Origin of the sequence: Azotobacter chroococcum (genome assembly GCF_004339665.1) — a bacterium.
In the GTDB taxonomy this organism is placed as follows: Bacteria; Pseudomonadota; Gammaproteobacteria; order Pseudomonadales; family Pseudomonadaceae; genus Azotobacter; species Azotobacter chroococcum.
In genome coordinates this window covers 56,363-73,398 of record NZ_SMMU01000002.1, presented here as the reverse complement: position 1 = coordinate 73,398, position 17,036 = coordinate 56,363, and the positions used below count along the sequence as shown (strand labels likewise).

Here is a 17,036-nt window from a genome sequence, read left to right as displayed (position 1 = left end):
AGGGCCTGTGCCCGATTGTCCAGTGCCGACCGTGGACATTATCCACCTTAATCGTATGCAGGGCCGACCACAGGTGGAATCGAAGGAGGCGCGCTGAAATGACACGGCACGCGCTCAGAACCGCTAGACCACCCCTCCCGCGATGATGTGTAGGGCAGCGTTGGAATACTCCCCGAACGTCCGGACATCGGTGCTGCGCCTCTGCTGGTCGACCTCCATATCACCCGGCCGGTAGTTGAAGCCGGTGGCCAGGCGCCAAGTTTCGTTCATGGGGTTGTCCAGGGTGCGGTCCCTGTCGTCCACCGCCGAACTATCGTAGCCGATGCCGGCATTCCAGCGCAGGCGCGCATTGATCCGATGCTGCAGACCCAACGAGAGATACCAGATGTACTTGTACTCGCGCTCGACGGAGAAGCTTTGCGGATTGGCGGAGTCAATCTCCACGCCCACGGCGCCGAACTCCGACCAGTCCTGCCAACCAATGCTGGCGAGCATCAGCCAGTCCGGCCGCACCTGCCAGGCGAGGAAGGTTTCGTAGTTGCCAGTACAGGCAAAGCACAAATCGTTCTAAATATGAACCAACTGATATGCTTTGGAAAAAAACGTATGGCATCAATGGCCCGAGCTTCCTGGCACCGCCCAGAGTGCGCCCATACTGGACCTACAAGCACAAGGCCCGCACACAGCGGGCCTTGTGGGACGACGGTGGAGCCGGGGCTCAGTTGACCTTCGCCGCCAGCTCACCCTTGGCATAGCGCTGGAACATGCCTTCCAGGGAGATCGGCTTGATCTTCGAGGCGTGGCCGGCGGTGCCGAAGGCTTCGTAGCGGGCGATGCAGACGTCGCGCATGGCCTCGACGGTCTTGGCCAGGTACTTGCGCGGGTCGAACTCGCTGGGGTTCTGGCCCATGAAGCGGCGGATCGCGCCGGTGGAGGCCAGGCGCAGGTCGGTGTCGATGTTGACCTTGCGCACGCCGTACTTGATGCCCTCGACGATTTCCTCGACCGGCACGCCGTAGGTTTCCTTGATGTCGCCGCCGTATTCGTTGATCACCTTCAGCCAGTCCTGCGGCACCGAGCTGGAGCCGTGCATCACCAGGTGGGTGTCGGGGATGCGCTTGTGGATCTCCTTGATGCGCTCGATGGCGAGGATGTCGCCGGTCGGCGGCTTGGTGAACTTGTAGGCGCCGTGGCTGGTGCCGATGGCGATGGCCAGGGCGTCGACCTGGGTGGCCTTGACGAAGGCGGCCGCCTCTTCCGGATCGGTCAGCATCTGGCTGTGGTCGAGGATGCCCTCGGCGCCGACACCGTCCTCCTCGCCGGCCTGGCCGGTTTCCAGACTGCCCAGGCAGCCCAGCTCGCCTTCCACGGAGACGCCGCAGGCGTGGGCGAACGCCACGGTCTGCTGGGTCACGCGGACGTTGTACTCGTAGTCGGCGGGGGTCTTGCCGTCTTCACGCAGCGAGCCGTCCATCATCACCGAGCTGAAGCCCAGCTGGATCGAGCGCTGGCAGACGTCCGGGCTGGTGCCGTGGTCCTGGTGCATGCACACCGGGATGTGCGGGAATTCCTCGATGGCGGCGAGGATCAGGTGGCGCAGGAAGGGCGCACCGGCATATTTGCGCGCACCGGCGGAAGCCTGGACGATCACCGGCGAGTCGGTCCTGTCGGCCGCTTCCATGATGGCGCGCATCTGCTCGAGGTTGTTGACATTGAAGGCCGGCACGCCGTAGCCGAATTCGGCGGCGTGGTCCAGCAGCTGACGCATGCTGATAAGTGCCATCTTTCTACTCCCAATGATGATCGTTGGATCGCTGCCCGGCCGGCCGCGGGGGCACAGCCAGGGTCAAGAATTTCGGGTAGCGCGCCCGTAGGAGCGAGCTGATCGTTCCCACGCTCCCGCGTGGGAACGCCTCCCCGGACGCTCCTGCGTCCATGCACCGGGACGCCGGAGCGTCCCGGGCATGGCTCCCACGCCGGAGCGTGGGAGCCATCCAGACACGGGTATTACTTGGCGCGCTCTTCCAGCACCGCCACGGCCGGCAGCACCTTGCCCTCGACGAACTCGAGGAAGGCACCACCCCCAGTGGAAATGTAGGAGATCTTCTCGCCCACGCCGTATTTATCGATGGCCGCCAGGGTGTCGCCACCGCCGGCGATGGAGAAGGCGTCACCGTTGGCGATGGCCTGGGCCAGGACCTTGGTGCCGTTGCCGAACTGGTCGAACTCGAACACCCCGACCGGGCCGTTCCACAGGATGGTCTTGCAGGATTTCAGCAGTTCGGCGAACTGCGCGGCGGTCTGCGGGCCGATGTCGAGGATCATGTCGTCGTCGGCGACGTCCGCGATGGCCTTGACGGTGGCCTCGGCGTCTTCGGCGAAGGCCTTGGCGACCACCACGTCCACCGGCAGCGGCACGCTGACCTTGGCGGCGATGGCCTTGGCGGTGTCGACCAGATCGGCTTCGTAGAGCGACTTGCCGACCTTGTAGCCGGCCGCGGCGAGGAAGGTGTTGGCGATGCCGCCGCCGACGATCAACTGGTCGCAGACCTGGCTCAGGGAGTTGAGCACGTCGAGCTTGGTGGACACCTTGGAGCCGGCGACGATCGCCGCCATCGGCCGCTGCGGGTTGTCCAGCGCCTTGCCCAGCGCGTCCAGCTCGGCGGCCAGCAGCGGGCCGGCGCAGGCGACCCTGGCGAACTTGGCGACGCCGTGGGTCGAGCCCTCGGCGCGGTGGGCGGTGCCGAAGGCGTCCATGACGAACACGTCGCAGAGCGCGGCATACTGCTGCGCCAGCTCATCGCCGTTCTTCTTCTCGCCCTTGTTGAAGCGCACGTTCTCGAACAGCACCACCTGCCCCGGCTCGACGTTCACGCCGTCGAGGTAGTCCTTGAGCAGCGGCACCTCGCGGCCGAGGGCCTTGGACAGGTAGTCGGCAACCGGCTGAAGGCTGTTCTCCGCGGAGTACTCGCCCTCGGTGGGCCGGCCCAGGTGCGAGCAGACCATCAGCGCCGCGCCCTTCTCCAGCGCCAGCCGGATGGTCGGCAGGGCGGCGAGGATGCGGGCGTCGCTCGTCACCACGCCGTCCTTCACCGGCACGTTGAGGTCTTCGCGGATGAGTACGCGCTTACCCTTGAGGTCGAGGTCGGTCATCTTCAACACGGTCATATACGGTCGGTCCTTCTACGGGCAGAGAATTTCATTGTCGTGCTGCGGCGACGCTCAGCCAGTGGCTGGCGACGTCGAGCATGCGGTTGGCGAACCCCCACTCGTTGTCGAACCAGGCCAGCAGGTTGACCAGCCGGGGGCCGGAAACGCGGGTCTGGCTGCCATCGACGATGGCCGAATGGGGATCATGGTTGAAATCGCAACTGGCGTGGGGCAGCTCGGTGTAGTCCAGCAGGCCCTGGAGCGGGCCCTGCTCGGCAGCCCGGCGCAGCACGCGGTTGACTTCCTCGGCCGAGGTGTCGCGGGCGGTCTGCAGGGTGATGTCGAGACAGGAGACGTTGAGCGTCGGCACGCGCACGGCTTTGGCCTGGATGCGCCCGGAAAGTTCCGGCAGCAGGCGCTCGATGCCGCGGGCCAGGCCGGTCGACACCGGGATCACCGACTGGAAGGCCGAGCGCGTGCGGCGCAGGTCCTCGTGGTGGTAGGCGTCGATCACCGGCTGGTCGTTCATCGCCGAATGGATGGTGGTGATGGAGATGTACTCCAGGCCGATCGCCTCGTTCAGCAGTTTCAGCAAGGGCACGCTGCAGTTGGTGGTGCAGGAGGCATTGGAAACCAGCTTTTCGTCGCCCGCGAGACGCTGCTGGTTGACTCCGTAGACGATGGTGGCGTCGACGTCGTGCTCGCTGGCCATCGGCTGGGAGAACAGCACCCGCGGCGCACCGGCGCGCAGGAAGCGCTCGCCGTCGGCGCGGCTGTGATAGACGCCGGAGCACTCCAGCACCAGGTCGATGCCCAGCGCCGCCCAGTCGACGGCCTCCGGGGTCGGGACGCGCAGCACCTGCAGCGCGTCGCCGTTCAGGCACAGCCGGTCGCCCTCCACCCGCACCGCGCCGGGGAAGCGCCCGTGGGTGGAGTCGAAGCGGGTCAGGTATTCGACGCTGGCCTGGTCGGCCAGGTCGTTGAGGGCGACGATGCGGAACTCCGCCGACGCGCCCCGCTCATAGTGGGCACGCAAAACGCAGCGGCCGATGCGGCCATAGCCGTTGAGGGCAACGCGGTAGGGAGGGTTGGACATGACAGGTCTCGGCGGTAGGCGATTCGCTCCCGCTCCCCCGCAGGGGAGAAGGTCGGGGAGACGGGGGCGCCGGCCACGCCCTCTCCCCTGCCTCCTCCCCCGCACGCGGGAGAGGAGAGCCGGCACATCAGTCCTCGAGCAGTTCCTCGGCGGTGGCCAGCAGGTTGTCGAGGGTGAAGCCGAAGTGCTCGAAGAGCGCGCCGGCCGGGGCGGACTCGCCGAAGCTGGTCATGCCGATGATGCGTCCTTCCAGGCCGACGTACTTGTACCAGAAGTCGGCATGCGCGGCCTCGATGGCGATCCGCGCACCGACCTGGAGCGGCAGCACGGCCTGCTTCCAGGCGGCGTCCTGGCGGTCGAACACGCTGGTCGAGGGCATGGAGACGACGCGCACCCGACGCCCCTCGGCGCTCAGCCTGTCGAAGGCCTGCACGGCCAGGGCGACTTCCGAACCGGTAGCGATGAGGATCAGCTCCGGCTCGCCGGCGCAGTCCTTGAGCACGTAGCCGCCACGGGCGAGATCGGCCAGCGGCCCGGCTTCGCGCGTCTGGTGCGGCAGGTTCTGGCGGCTGAACACCAGGGCGCTCGGGCCGTCCTGGCGCTCGATGGCGCTTTTCCAGGCCACGGCGGACTCCACCGCGTCGCACGGACGCCAGGTGTCGAGGTTCGGCGTGCTGCGCAGGCTGGCCAGCTGCTCGACCGGCTGGTGGGTCGGGCCGTCCTCGCCAAGACCGATGGAGTCGTGGGTGTAGACGAACAGCACGCGCTGCCTCATCAGCGCGGCCATGCGCACGGCGTTGCAGGCGTATTCCATGAACACCAGGAAGGTGGCACCGTAGGGAATGAAACCGCCGTGCAGGGCGATGCCGTTCATGATCGCGCTCATGCCGAACTCGCGCACGCCGTAGTACAGGTAGTTGCCGGAGGCGTCGTCCGCCTTCAGCGCCTGGCAGCCCTTCCACAGGGTCAGGTTGGAGCCGGCCAGGTCCGCCGAGCCGCCGAGGAATTCCGGCAGCAGCGGGCCGAAGGCGTTCAGCGCGTTCTGGCTGGCCTTGCGGCTGGCGATGGCTTCGCCCTTGGCAGCGACTTCGGCGACGTACTCGGCGGCCTTCGCGGCGAAGCCTTCCGGCAGCTCGCCGCGGCTGCGGCGCAGGAACTCCGCGGCCAGCGCCGGATACTCGGCCTGGTAGGCGGCGAAACGCTGGTTCCACTCGGCCTCGCGGGCGGCGCCGGCGGCCCTGGCGTCCCAGGCGGCGTAGAGCTCGGCGGGGATCTCGAACGGCGCATGGCTCCAGCCCAGCGCGGCGCGGGTCAGGGCGACCTCCTCGGCGCCCAGCGCGGCGCCGTGGCACTCCTCCTTGCCCTGCTTGTTCGGCGAGCCGAAGCCGATCACCGTCTTGCAGCAGATCAGGGTCGGCCGCTCGCTCTTGCGCGCGGTCTCGAGGGCGGTCTTGATCTCGTCGGCGTCATGGCCATCGACGTTGCGGATCACCAGCCAGTCGTAGGCCTCGAAGCGCGCCGGGGTGTCGTCGGTGAACCAGCCATGCACCTCGCCGTCGATGGAGATGCCGTTGTCGTCGTAGAAGGCGATCAGCTTGTTGAGCCCCAGGGTGCCGGCCAGCGAGCAGACCTCGTGGGAGATGCCCTCCATCAGGCAGCCGTCGCCGAGGAACACGTAGGTGTGGTGGTCGACGATGGTATGGCCCGGGCGGTTGAACTGTGCGGCCAGCACCTTCTCCGCTACAGCCATGCCGACGGCGTTGGCCAGGCCCTGGCCGAGCGGGCCGGTGGTGGTCTCGACGCCGGGGGTGTAGCCGTATTCCGGGTGGCCGGGGGTGCGGCTGCCGAGCTGGCGGAAGTTCTTCAGGTCGTCGATGGAGAGGTCGTAGCCGGTCAGGTGCAGCAGCGAATAGATCAGCATCGAGCCATGGCCGTTGGACAGCACGAAACGGTCACGGTCGGCCCACTGCGGGTTGCCCGGGTTGTGGCTGAGGTAGTCGCGCCACAGCACTTCGGCGATATCCGCCATGCCCATGGGGGCGCCGGGGTGGCCGCTGTTGGCTTTCTGCACGGCATCCATGCTGAGGGCACGGATGGCATTGGCACGCTCACGACGGCTGGGCATCGCTGAATCTCCTGCGGGGGTACTGAATCGAAAAAGTCGGCTATTTTCGCCCAGCCGCACGGGCAGCGGCAATCGCAGATGGTCGAAGTGGCCGTAACCCGCCAGATTAGCAGCCCGTCGCAGACCCGCCTCCCCGTCTGCCTGGGTTCCTGACGGACGCCCTTCTCCTGCGAATGCCGACGGCAATATCAAAACTTTTTGATACAGCCTTGCTGGACGAAAATCGACCGACTAGACTGCCTGCCCCATGAACCTGCGTGTCCCCACCCTCCGCCGCGACGACGACTGCGACGAGCTGGCCGCCCTCTGCAAGGCCGGCGGCGACGCGCTGCGCCTCAGGGTGCTGCGCGTGCTGGCCAGCGATTCCTTCGGCGTGCTGGAGCTGGCGCAGATCTTCGCCATCGGCCAGTCGGGCATCAGCCACCACCTCAAGGTGCTGGCCCAGGCCGGGCTGGTGGCGACGCGCCGCGAGGGCAACGCGATCTTCTACCGCCGCGCCCTGCCGGCCGCCGCCGGCTTCGGCGGCATGTTGCGCGCGGCGCTGCTGGCGGAGGTCGACGCACTGGAGCTGGAATCCGCGATCCGCACGCGGATCGGCGAGGTGCATGCCCAGCGCGCCGCGGTCAGCCGCGACTTCTTCAGCCGCATGGCGGACAAGTTCCAGGCCCAGCAGGACCTGATCGCCGGCCTGCCGCAGTACCGCGACAGCCTGCTGGCCCTGCTCGATGCCCTGGGCTTCGCCGACTCGGCCTGCGCGCTGGAGGTCGGCCCCGGCGACGGCGCCCTGCTGCCGGAGCTGGCGCGGCGCTTCGCGAAGGTGACGGCCCTGGACAACAGCCCGGCGATGCTCGAGCTGGCGCGCCAGCGCTGCGCCCAGGAAGGCCTGGAGAACGTCGAGCTGAAGCTCGCCGATGCGCTGCAGGACGGACAGGAGCGCGCCGACTGCGTGGTGCTGAACATGGTGCTGCATCACTTCGCCGCACCGGCCGAAGCGCTGAAGTGGCTGGCCGCACGGGTCAGGCCGGGCGGCAGCCTGCTGCTGACCGAGTTGTGCCGCCATGACCAGGCCTGGGCCCGCGAAGCCTGCGGCGACCTCTGGCTCGGCTTCGACCAGGACGAGCTGGCGCGCTGGGCCGCGGAGGCCGGCCTGGAGCCCGGCGAAAGCCTGTACATCGGCCTGCGCAACGGCTTCCAGATCCAGATACGGCACTTCGCCAAGTCACCGATGGGCGCCGGCGAACGACAGTGACCCCATTGAACATTGCATGACACGGCCGCGAGGCCGACTCAGCCACCGGTAAACAACAGGAACCGATCGATGAGCGAATATTCCCTTTTCACCTCCGAGTCCGTGTCCGAAGGCCATCCGGACAAGATCGCCGACCAGATCTCCGATGCGGTGCTCGACGCCATCATCGCCGAGGACAAGCACGCCCGCGTGGCCTGCGAAACCCTGGTGAAGACCGGCGTGGCCATCGTCGCCGGCGAGATCACCACCTCCGCCTGGGTCGACCTCGAGCAGCTGGTGCGCGACGTGATCGTCGACATCGGCTACGACAGCTCCGATGTCGGCTTCGACGGCGCCACCTGCGGCATCGTCAACATCATCGGCAAGCAGTCGGTGGACATCAACCAGGGGGTCGACCGCGCCAGGCCGGAAGACCAGGGCGCCGGCGACCAGGGCCTGATGTTCGGCTACGCCAGCAACGAGACCGAGGTGCTGATGCCGGCGCCGATCTGCTTCTCCCACCGTCTGGTCGAGCGCCAGGCCGAAGCGCGCAAGAGCGGCCTGCTGCCCTGGCTGCGCCCGGACGCCAAGAGCCAGGTCACCTGCCGCTACGAGAACGGCAAGGTGGTCGGCATCGACGCGGTGGTGCTGTCCACCCAGCACAACCCGGAGATCAGCCAGGCCGACCTGCAGGAAGCGGTGATGGAGCTGATCATCAAGCACACCCTGCCGGCCGAGCTGCTACACAAGGACACCCAGTTCCACATCAACCCGACCGGCAAGTTCGTCATCGGCGGCCCGGTGGGCGACTGCGGCCTGACCGGGCGCAAGATCATCGTCGACTCCTACGGCGGCATGGCCCGCCACGGCGGCGGCGCCTTCTCCGGCAAGGACCCGTCCAAGGTCGACCGCTCGGCCGCCTACGCCGGCCGCTACGTGGCCAAGAACATCGTCGCCGCCGGCCTCGCCGAGCGCTGCGAGATCCAGGTGTCCTACGCCATCGGCGTGGCCCTGCCGACCTCCATCTCGGTCAACACCTTCGGCACCGGCAGGATCAGCGACGAGCGCATCGTCCAGTTGGTCCGCGAGCACTTCGACCTGCGCCCGTACGCGATCACCCGGATGCTCGACCTGCTGCACCCGATGTACCGTCCGACCGCGGCTTACGGCCACTTCGGCCGCACGCCGGTCGAGATGACCGTCGGCGACGACACCTTCACCGCCTTCACCTGGGAGCGCACCGACAAGGCCGAGGCGCTGCGCGCCGCCGCCGGTCTGTGACTGCCCCGACGACCGCCGTCACACTGGCGGCGGTCGTCGCCTTCCCCCTCTGCAGTCCAGGGCTACAATCGGCTAAGATCCCCCGTCGATGCCTCGCCCCGGGCCGCCGCGAAAGCCAAGCGACGAACGTCCTGCGGTGATCGTGACTCGATCGTTGACGATCTCGTCAACCTGGACATCCCAAATTCCGCTTCGGCGTGACCGATCCGGCAGGTCCGAGCCTCGGGCCGTACAGCGGATCGGCAATCTGGCAGTGACCGGCCCCTAATTCCGGAGCCTGCAGTTCTCTTGCGTGAGGAGTTTTTCGAGCTATGTCTCGCTTACCTGTCATCGTTGGTTTTGGTGGTTACAACTCAGCCGGTCGCAGCTCCTTCCACCACGGTTTCCGTCGCACCGTCATCGAGTCTCTCGACCCCCAGACCCGCCAGGAAACCCTCGCCGGACTGGCGGTGATGATGAAGCTGGTCAGCGTGGTCGACGGCGAGTACCGCGGCAGCGACGGCGCGCCCCTCACCCCGGCCGAGATCGAACGCCGCCACGGCGAGCAGATCCTCGCCTCCACCCTGATCCGGCGCATCGAGAAGCAGTACTTCGACGTCGACGCCGCCCACTGGCAGAAGAGCCTGACGCTGTCCGGGGAAGGCGAGCCGCTGCACTTCACCACCAGCACCAAGCAGTTACCGGAGCCACTGCCGGCCAGCTGGAGCGTCGAGCCCCTCGAAGGTAACCAGGTACGGGTGACCATCCACGGCAGCTGCGAATTCAAGGTCGACAGCTACCGCGAGCTGCCGGTGAAGTCCGCCGGCCAGCTGCCCACCGGCTTCGAGCCGGGGGAACTCTACAACTCGCGCTTCCACCCGCGCGGCCTGCAGCTGTCGGTGGTGGCCGCCACCGACGCGCTGCGCTCCATCGGCATCGACTGGCAGACCATTCTCGACCACGTGCAGCCCGACGAGGTGGCGGTGTTCTCCAGCAGCATCATGAGCCAGCTCGACGATAACGGCTACGGCGGCCTGCTGCAGTCGCGCCTGAAGGGTCACCGCGTCTCCGCCAAGCAGCTGCCGCTGGGCTTCAACAGCATGCCCACCGACTTCATCAACGCCTATGTGCTGGGCAGCGTCGGCATCACCGGCAGCATCACCGGCGCCTGCGCCACCTTCCTCTACAACCTGCAGAAGGGTATCGACGTCATTACCTCCGGCCAGGCGCGGGTGGTCATCGTCGGCAACGCCGAGGCGCCCATCACCCCGGAGATCGTCGAGGGCTATGCGGCCATGGGCGCCCTGGCCACCGAGGAAGGCCTGCGCCATATCGAAGGCCGCGACGAGGTGGATTTCCGCCGCGCCAGCCGGCCCTTCGGCGCCAACTGCGGGTTCACCCTGGCCGAGGCGGCGCAGTACGTGGTGCTGATGGACGATGCCCTGGCCCTGGAGCTGGGCGCCGATATCCACGGCGCGGCGCCGGACGTGTTCGTCAACGCCGACGGCTTCAAGAAGTCCATCTCCGCCCCCGGCCCGGGCAACTACCTGACCCTGGCCAAGGCGGTGGCCAGCGCGATACAACTGGTCGGCGAGGAGGGCGTGCGCCAGCGCAGCTTCGTCCATGCCCACGGCTCCAGTACGCCGGCCAACCGCGTCACCGAGTCGGAGCTGCTGGACCGCGTCGCCGGGGCCTTCGGCATCGCCGACTGGCCGGTCGCCGCGGTCAAAGCCTATGTCGGCCACTCCCTGGCCACCGCCAGCGGCGACCAGCTGATTTCCGCCCTCGGTACCTTCAAGTACGGCCTGCTGCCGGGCATCAAGACCGTCGACCGCTTTGCCGACGATGTCCATGACAAGCATCTGCGCCTGTCCACGCGCGACGTGCATCGCGACGATCTGGACGTCTGCTTCATCAACTCCAAGGGCTTCGGCGGCAACAACGCCACCGGCGTGCTGCTGTCGCCGCGGATCACCGAGAAGATGCTGCGCAAGCGCCATGGCGAGGCCGCCTTCGCCGACTACTGCGCACGCCGCGAAACCACCCGCGAGGCCGCCCGCCGCTACGACGAGCAGGCCCTGCAGGGGCGCTTCGACATCCTCTACAACTTCGGCCAGGACATGATCGACGACCACGCCATCGAACTGAGCGAGGAAGGGATCAAGCTGCCCGGCTTCAGCCAGGCGATCCGCTTCAAGAAGGATGAGCGCTTCAGCGACATGCTCGACTGAGACAGCCTCGCCCGGCGGGGGCCGCGCCCCCGCCCTCCCCCTTCACTCCAGTGTCCGCGCCAGCGCGAGCAGCCCGTCGCGCCAGTCCGCCGCCAGCGGCAGGGCCAGGAACGACGGGTTGAGATAGTCGGCGCGCGCCGCGTAGTCCAGCGCCCGGCCCTGCAGGTCCAGCACCTCGCCGCCGGCGCCTTCGAGCACGCCCTGGGCGGCGGCGGTGTCCCACTGCGAGGTCGGCGCCAGGCGCGGATAGCAGTCGGCGCGGCCCTCGGCGACCTGGCAGAACTTCAGCGAGCTGCCGACACTGGCCAGTTGCAGGCTGCCGAAACGCGCGCCGAGCCCCTGCAGCAGGCGTTCCTGGGCCGGACTGCTGTGCCGCCGGCTGGCGACCACGGTGAAAGCCTCGTCCGGGCTGCTGCGCACGCCGATCGGCTGCTGCAGGCCCGGCGCGTCGCTGCGCCAGGCGCCGAGCCCGGCGCCGCCGAAGTAGCAGCAGCCAGTCGCCGGCACGCCGACCACCCCGAACAGCACCCGGCCGTCCTCGATCAGCGCCACGTTGACGGTGAACTCCGCGCTGCCGGCGATGAACTCCTTGGTGCCGTCCAGCGGGTCGACCAGCCACCAGCGACGCCAGCCGGCGCGCTCGGCTAGGGGAATCGCGCAGTCCTCCTCGGAGAGCACCGGTATTCCCGGCTCGAGCGCCTGCAGCCCGGCGCAGAGAACGCGGTGCGCGGCCAGGTCGGCGGCGGTCACCGGCGAAGCGTCGGCCTTCTCCTGCACCTCGATATCCACGCGCCAGTACGGCAGGATGGCGGCGCCGGCCTGGCGCACCAGATCGATCAGCGGGGCGAACGGGACAGGGCTCACAGGACCAGGACTCCGCGCTGGACCAGCAGATCGCGCGCCAGATAGAGCGCGGCCAGGGCCCGCCCCTCGCTGAACTGCGCATGCCGGACCAGATCGGACAGCTCGCGCAGGTTGACCCGCTCGACCCGCATCGGCTCCGGCTCGTCGCCCGGCAGGCGCTTTTCATAGAGGTCGCGGGCCAGCACCACCTGGATCTTCTGGGTCATGTAGCCGGGCGACAGGGACAGCTCGGTGAGGTACTCCAGATGGTGAGCGCCGTAGCCGGCCTCCTCCTTCAGTTCGCGGTTGGCCGCCACCAGAATGTCCTCGCCCGGCTCGATCAGCCCCTTGGGCAGGGACAGCTGGTAATCGTCGGTGCCGGCGCAGTATTCCTCCACCAGCAGGGCGTGCTGGTCGTCGATCAGCGCGACGATCATCACCGCACCGTAGCCGCTGCCGGTGCCCACCAGACGCTCATAGGTGCGCTCGACGCCATTGCTGAAGCGCAGCTGCAGTTCCTCGACGCGAAACAGGCGGCTGGTCGCGACGATCGCTCGAACGAGTACGGTGGGTTTCTGGCGCATAGTCATTCCTCGACTGGATGGGAGGCTCGATTGGACGTTCTTCTGGAGCCCTGTGGCTGGGTATCATACCCCGGCTTGCGGCGCGGCTCGCCCTTGGCCGATAGCGCGCAGGTCCTTCGCATGCCACGCTTCCCGAAGCCTCCACCCGACAAGAGCCGCCATGCCCCCGCTACCCTGGAGCGAAATCGATACCGTCCTGCTCGACATGGACGGCACCCTGCTCGACCTGCATTTCGACAACCATTTCTGGCTGGAGCACCTGCCGCAACGCTATGCCGAGCACCACGGCATCAGCCGCGCGATGGCCGAGCAGGAACTGCTGCCGCTGTTCCGCGAACATGCCGGCCGGCTGACCTGGTACTGCCTAGACTTCTGGAGCGCCGAGCTGAAGCTGTCGGTCGTCGAGCTCAAGCGCGAGGTCGCCCACCTGATCGCCCTGCGTCCGGACGCCGACCGCTTCCTCGCCGCCCTGCGCAGGGCCGGCAAGCGCGTCGCGCTGATCACCAACGCGCACCGCGATTCGCTGTCGCTGAAGCTGGAGCGGGTCGAACTGGCCCCCTGGTTCGACCGCCTGATCAGCTCCCACGACTACGGCTTTCCCAAGGAGGACCAGCAGTTCTGGCTCGCCCTGCAGCAGGACTTCGGCTTCGCGCCGGCACGCAGCCTGTTCATCGACGACAGCCTGCCGGTCCTGCGCAGCGCCCGGCGCTACGGCATCGCCCATCTGCTGGCGGTACGCCAGCCGGACAGCCGGCAGGGACCGAAGGACACTGGGGAATTCACCGCCGTGGAGAGCTATCCGGCGCTGTGCGAGGGGCTTTGCTGAGCCAGGGAAAAGACCGTGCCAGAGCGGATCACGACGGTCGCCGGAAGGCTGGGAAAAAGGCAGAAACGACCTGCAGAAAAGGGTTGACAGTCCCGATTTCGCAAAGTTCCCCTTAACAAACAACGAGTTACAAAGCAACAAAAAATCCTGCAGATCGGCAGAAAATGCTTGCACAAAGCCTTCACGGCGGAGAGGATCGCCTCGTCATCCCCACTGAGGTTCCCCACGTCATGAAGTACGCACCCATACTCCTGCTCTCCTTCGGCCTGGCCAGCGGCGCGGCATTCGCTGGCGGCAACACCGAGGCAGCTGTCGGCGGCGCACTGGGCGGCACACTGGGCTCGGTTGTCGGGGGCGCCCTGGGTGGCTCCACCGGCGCGGTGATCGGCTCGGGGGTTGGCGGTGCAGCCGGCGCCGGGATCGGCGCCGACCGCCGCAGCCGGACCGAAGCGGCCATCGGCGGCGGGCTCGGTGCGGCCGGCGGCAACGTCATCGGCAATTCGGTCGGCGGCCGTACCGGCGGCGTGATCGGCGCCGCACTCGGAGGCGCCGGCGGCGGCGCCCTGGGCAACGCCTATGGCGACGATGACGACGACGACGACCATGGCGGTCGCCGCCGCGTCGAGCACCACCACCATTACCACGACAATGGCTATCACCGCGGCCACCACAAGCACAAGCACAAGCGTCGCCATCGTCACGACGACTGATAGCGGTGCAATCCGGACTCAGAAGAAGCCCGCCCCATGGCGGGCTTCTTCGTTTCAGAGGATCGGCGAAATCAGCCGTGCCACCCGCATGCCCAGGCGCTTCAGGCGGTGCGCCCGGCGGCTCTCCTCCCGATCCAGCTCGCGGGAGCGGCTGAAGTCCGTCTGCAGCATGCATTCCACCTCCGCGGCGAAGGTGGCATCGACAGTGAACAGGGTCAGCTCGAAATTCAGCCGGAACGAGCGATTGTCCAGGTTGGCGCTGCCCACTGCCGCGGTATCGCCGTCGATCAGCAGCACCTTCTGGTGCATGAAGCCCGGCAGGTAACGGAACACCCGGATGCCCGCCTCGAGCGCCTCGAAGGCATACAGGCTGGAGGCGGCATAGACCACCCGGTGGTCGGGCCGCGACGGCAGCAGCAGGCGCACCTCCAGCCCGCGCAGCGCCGCCAGGCGCAGGGCGGCGAACACCGACTCGTCGGGCACGAAGTAGGGACTGGCCAGCCAGATCCGCCGGCGCGCCGCATTGATCGCCGCGACGAACTGCAGCGAGCCGGTTTCCTGGGGATCGGCCGGGCCGCTGCCGACCAGTTGGCAGAGCACCCCGCCGGCGGGATAGCGTTCCGGCAGCAGCAGCGGCGGCAACTGCCGGGTGGTCCAGAACCAGTCCTCGGCGAAGGACTCCTGCAGGCAGGCCAGCACGGGGCCGCTCAGCTCCACTTGGGTATCGCGCCAGGGGGAAAGCTGCGGATTGCCGCCAAGATAGTCGTCGCCGACGTTCAGCCCGCCGAGAAAGCCGCGCCGGCCGTCGACCAGCACCAGCTTGCGGTGGTTGCGGAAATTCAGCTGGAAGCGGTTGAGCAGGCCGCTGTGCGCGGAGACCGAGAAGGCATGCATCGCCACCCCGCCCTCGCGCAGGCACTGCACATAGCGGCGCGGCAGGGCATGACAGCCGATGCGGTCGTAGAGGAAGAACACCTGCACACCGCTGGCGGCCCGCTCCAGCAGCAGGCGTTGCAGATGCCGGCCGAGATGGTCGTCACGGACGATGAAGAACTGCAGCAGGATCACCTCGCGCGCCTGGGCGATGGCCTCGAAGATCGCCGCGAAAGCATTCTCGCCGTCGATCAGCAGGCGCACCCGGTTGTTCGCCAGGGGCGGCTGGCGGCCGAGGCGCGCCAGCACCTTGAGGTTCTGCGCGGCCTCGCTGTCGTGGGCCGTCAGGGCCTCCTCGACCCAGGGCCGCCAGTCCAGCTCGGCCATCGCCCGGTGCATCTGCAGGTCGGCCTGGCGCCTCGCCTCGATGTAGGCATCGAAACGGCTGCGGCCGAACACCAGGTAGGGCAGCAGGGTGAGATAGGGCATGAACAGCAGGGAGATGGCCCAGGCGATGGCCCCCTGGGCGGTACGCACGGTGAACACCGCATGGACGGCCGCAGCCACCCCGAGCGCCTGGATTAGCACCAGCAGATAGCCCAAGAGCTGGAAAGCGCCCTGCTCCATGCCCATGCCCCACTCCATCGAGATGCCGCTTCTGAGCATAACAGGCGGGCATGGCGATGGAGCGTCGGGAAGCGGCCGTGAAAAAGCCTCCCGGACAGACCGTGGAAAACACGCTACAGCGGCTTAAACAAACGTCCCGACTTGCTCAGGGCGTTTGCTTCTGGACTGTTGCCCGATCCTGAGAGCGGACAAAAGTCCGCTCAGGCCAGTAGCGCCATCAGGCGCCGGGCCCCCAGCAATGGGCGCTATCCGCCCCAGAGCGGACATCGTTTTCGCTGACCGTCTGTTACCTGGTTGCTACCGTTTCGGACTTGCGGGATTGCCAACCCCCCATCAAGTGCCTTGAAGACAGCGACGCCTACTCGCGCTGATTCCGTCTGCGCCTGGGCTCGCGCATCGGAAGCATGTAGCAAGTCTTCGTCGGCCTTCAGGACTTCAATCAGGCTGACGACACCTTTTTGGTATGCCGCAAACGAAGCTCCTCGCGCGCGCCCGAGTGAGTCCACTCCCCCGGGCAAGTACGGTAGCCAGAGCCGAGAAGGCATTTTCTACGTCCTCGGTTGCATGCAGATAAGCATGCCAGTACTTCGGCCTCCTGGCCCCTGGCCAAGTGGATCTGCGCGCTGATGCAGCCGGAATCGAACAGACGCCAGCGCAGGCCCAGCATGCCGGCGGCCTGGCTGGCACCGTTACTGAACAGGCTGCCACCGGACACCGATGTCGCGCTGCCAATCAGTCCACTCAGGGAGAGCTTGGGATAATACTCGGCGATGGCGACGCCGATTCGCGCGTTCGATACGGCAAGGCGGGCTTGCAATCCACGGATGCTGATGTAAATGTCGACGGCCTGTGCCGCCACAGCCAACTGTGTTGCAGTCGCGTCGGCCTCCGAAGCCAGGTACTCGGCAAGCGCCGCTTCGCGCCCACGACGCAGGCCGCCGAATAGGTCCAGTTCCCAGCTCGCGCCAAGATTGACTTCGTAGGCATTGCCATAGCGGTCGAAATCGGGCGTCGAGTCAAGGACTTGCCCCAACGGCGTTTCAACCGACTGGTAGGTTCTGGCTGCTTGGCCGTTGATGTTGCCGGAAGGCAACAAGGCGGCATTTGCCGCCCCGAGTCCCGCACGCGCTTGAGCGACGCGAGCGGGCGCCTGCGCGAGATCGAGGTTCTGCTCCAGCGCAAGTATCACGAATCGAGTTAGTTGCGGGTCGCCGAAACCCGTCCACCATGCGACGAGATCGGCGCTGGCAGTGGCATGCCGTTGATCTACTGCCGCCTGGCCCAGATATCGTTCCGGCAAGGGCATGTCGGGGCGAACGTAGTCTGGACCGATGGCGCAGCCTGCCGAGAGGCTGGCACTGATGAGCATGGCAAGGGTGCGCCTGGGTAGCATGGGCTTCTTCCGGAGCAGGAGATATGGCGAGCAGAATAATGGTGACCATAATACATATTGGTCACATGCTATCCCCTTTTAAGATTGGCA

The 17,036-nt window shown here is 67.2% G+C and carries 13 protein-coding genes and 1 pseudogene; 5 read left to right on the top strand and 9 right to left on the bottom strand.

All coding sequences use genetic code 11. The features are described 5' to 3' along the window. Positions 1-123: 123 nt before the first annotated feature. The 5 genes from EV691_RS02435 to tkt all read right to left on the bottom strand — a co-directional run bounded on the left by EV691_RS02435 (position 124) and on the right by tkt (position 6,371). Positions 124-561 (bottom strand): outer membrane protein transport protein, encoded by a 438-nt coding sequence (locus tag EV691_RS02435; RefSeq protein ID WP_278250241.1) that lies wholly within the window; start codon positions 559-561, stop codon positions 124-126. Positions 562-718: 157 nt separating this feature from the next. Beyond that, positions 719-1,783, bottom strand: coding sequence for a class II fructose-bisphosphate aldolase (fba, locus tag EV691_RS02430; protein WP_131298970.1), 1,065 nt, complete (start codon positions 1,781-1,783; stop codon positions 719-721). Between the two features lie 224 nt (positions 1,784-2,007). After that, positions 2,008-3,168: a phosphoglycerate kinase gene (locus EV691_RS02425; protein ID WP_131298971.1), complete on the bottom strand. Its 1,161-nt coding sequence runs from the start codon at positions 3,166-3,168 to the stop codon at positions 2,008-2,010. A gap of 31 nt (positions 3,169-3,199) precedes the next feature. Then, positions 3,200-4,246 carry an erythrose-4-phosphate dehydrogenase gene (gene epd, locus EV691_RS02420; protein ID WP_131298972.1) on the bottom strand — a complete coding sequence of 349 codons (1,047 nt, stop codon included), beginning with the start codon at positions 4,244-4,246 and terminating at the stop codon, positions 3,200-3,202. Positions 4,247-4,373: 127 nt separating this feature from the next. Then, on the bottom strand, positions 4,374-6,371 hold the full coding sequence (gene tkt / locus EV691_RS02415; RefSeq protein WP_131298973.1) for a transketolase: 1,998 nt from the start codon (positions 6,369-6,371) through the stop codon (positions 4,374-4,376). A gap of 247 nt (positions 6,372-6,618) precedes the next feature. Here tkt and EV691_RS02410 point away from each other — a divergent pair, with 247 nt between their 5' ends. The 3 genes from EV691_RS02410 to EV691_RS02400 all read left to right on the top strand — a co-directional run bounded on the left by EV691_RS02410 (position 6,619) and on the right by EV691_RS02400 (position 11,090). Continuing rightward, complete coding sequence (locus EV691_RS02410) at positions 6,619-7,620, top strand: ArsR/SmtB family transcription factor (RefSeq protein WP_131298974.1); 1,002 nt, start codon at positions 6,619-6,621, stop codon at positions 7,618-7,620. Between the two features lie 69 nt (positions 7,621-7,689). After that, positions 7,690-8,880, top strand: a complete 1,191-nt coding sequence (gene metK / locus EV691_RS02405) for a methionine adenosyltransferase (protein WP_131298975.1) — start codon at positions 7,690-7,692, stop codon at positions 8,878-8,880. A 311-nt stretch (positions 8,881-9,191) separates the two neighbouring features. Next, positions 9,192-11,090 (top strand): beta-ketoacyl synthase, encoded by a 1,899-nt coding sequence (locus EV691_RS02400; protein ID WP_131298976.1) that lies wholly within the window; start codon positions 9,192-9,194, stop codon positions 11,088-11,090. Positions 11,091-11,132: 42 nt separating this feature from the next. On the opposite strand, the gene cysQ is transcribed toward EV691_RS02400, so the two are convergent. Together cysQ and nudE are read right to left on the bottom strand one after the other, a co-directional pair. Further along, positions 11,133-11,954 carry a 3'(2'),5'-bisphosphate nucleotidase CysQ gene (gene cysQ / locus EV691_RS02395; protein ID WP_089169363.1) on the bottom strand — a complete coding sequence of 274 codons (822 nt, stop codon included), beginning with the start codon at positions 11,952-11,954 and terminating at the stop codon, positions 11,133-11,135. Next, positions 11,951-12,517 carry an ADP compounds hydrolase NudE gene (gene nudE / locus EV691_RS02390; protein ID WP_131298977.1) on the bottom strand — a complete coding sequence of 189 codons (567 nt, stop codon included), beginning with the start codon at positions 12,515-12,517 and terminating at the stop codon, positions 11,951-11,953. The genes cysQ and nudE overlap by 4 nt, the downstream gene beginning before the upstream one ends. Positions 12,518-12,677: 160 nt before the next feature. Between nudE and yrfG the strand changes: the two genes are divergently transcribed. Both yrfG and EV691_RS02380 read left to right on the top strand, forming a co-directional pair. Beyond that, complete coding sequence (yrfG, locus tag EV691_RS02385; RefSeq protein ID WP_131298978.1) at positions 12,678-13,343, top strand: GMP/IMP nucleotidase; 666 nt, start codon at positions 12,678-12,680, stop codon at positions 13,341-13,343. Between the two features lie 230 nt (positions 13,344-13,573). Then, complete coding sequence (locus tag EV691_RS02380) at positions 13,574-14,053, top strand: glycine zipper domain-containing protein (RefSeq protein ID WP_131298979.1); 480 nt, start codon at positions 13,574-13,576, stop codon at positions 14,051-14,053. Positions 14,054-14,107: 54 nt separating this feature from the next. Here EV691_RS02380 and cls read toward each other — a convergent pair whose 3' ends face one another. Both cls and EV691_RS02370 read right to left on the bottom strand, forming a co-directional pair. Further along, the gene (gene cls, locus EV691_RS02375) at positions 14,108-15,553 is read right to left on the bottom strand and encodes a cardiolipin synthase (RefSeq protein ID WP_131299028.1); all 1,446 of its coding nucleotides are present in this window, start codon (positions 15,551-15,553) and stop codon (positions 14,108-14,110) included. Between the two features lie 245 nt (positions 15,554-15,798). Further along, positions 15,799-16,946, bottom strand: a pseudogene (locus EV691_RS02370) (TolC family protein). Positions 16,947-17,036 lie beyond the last annotated feature (90 nt).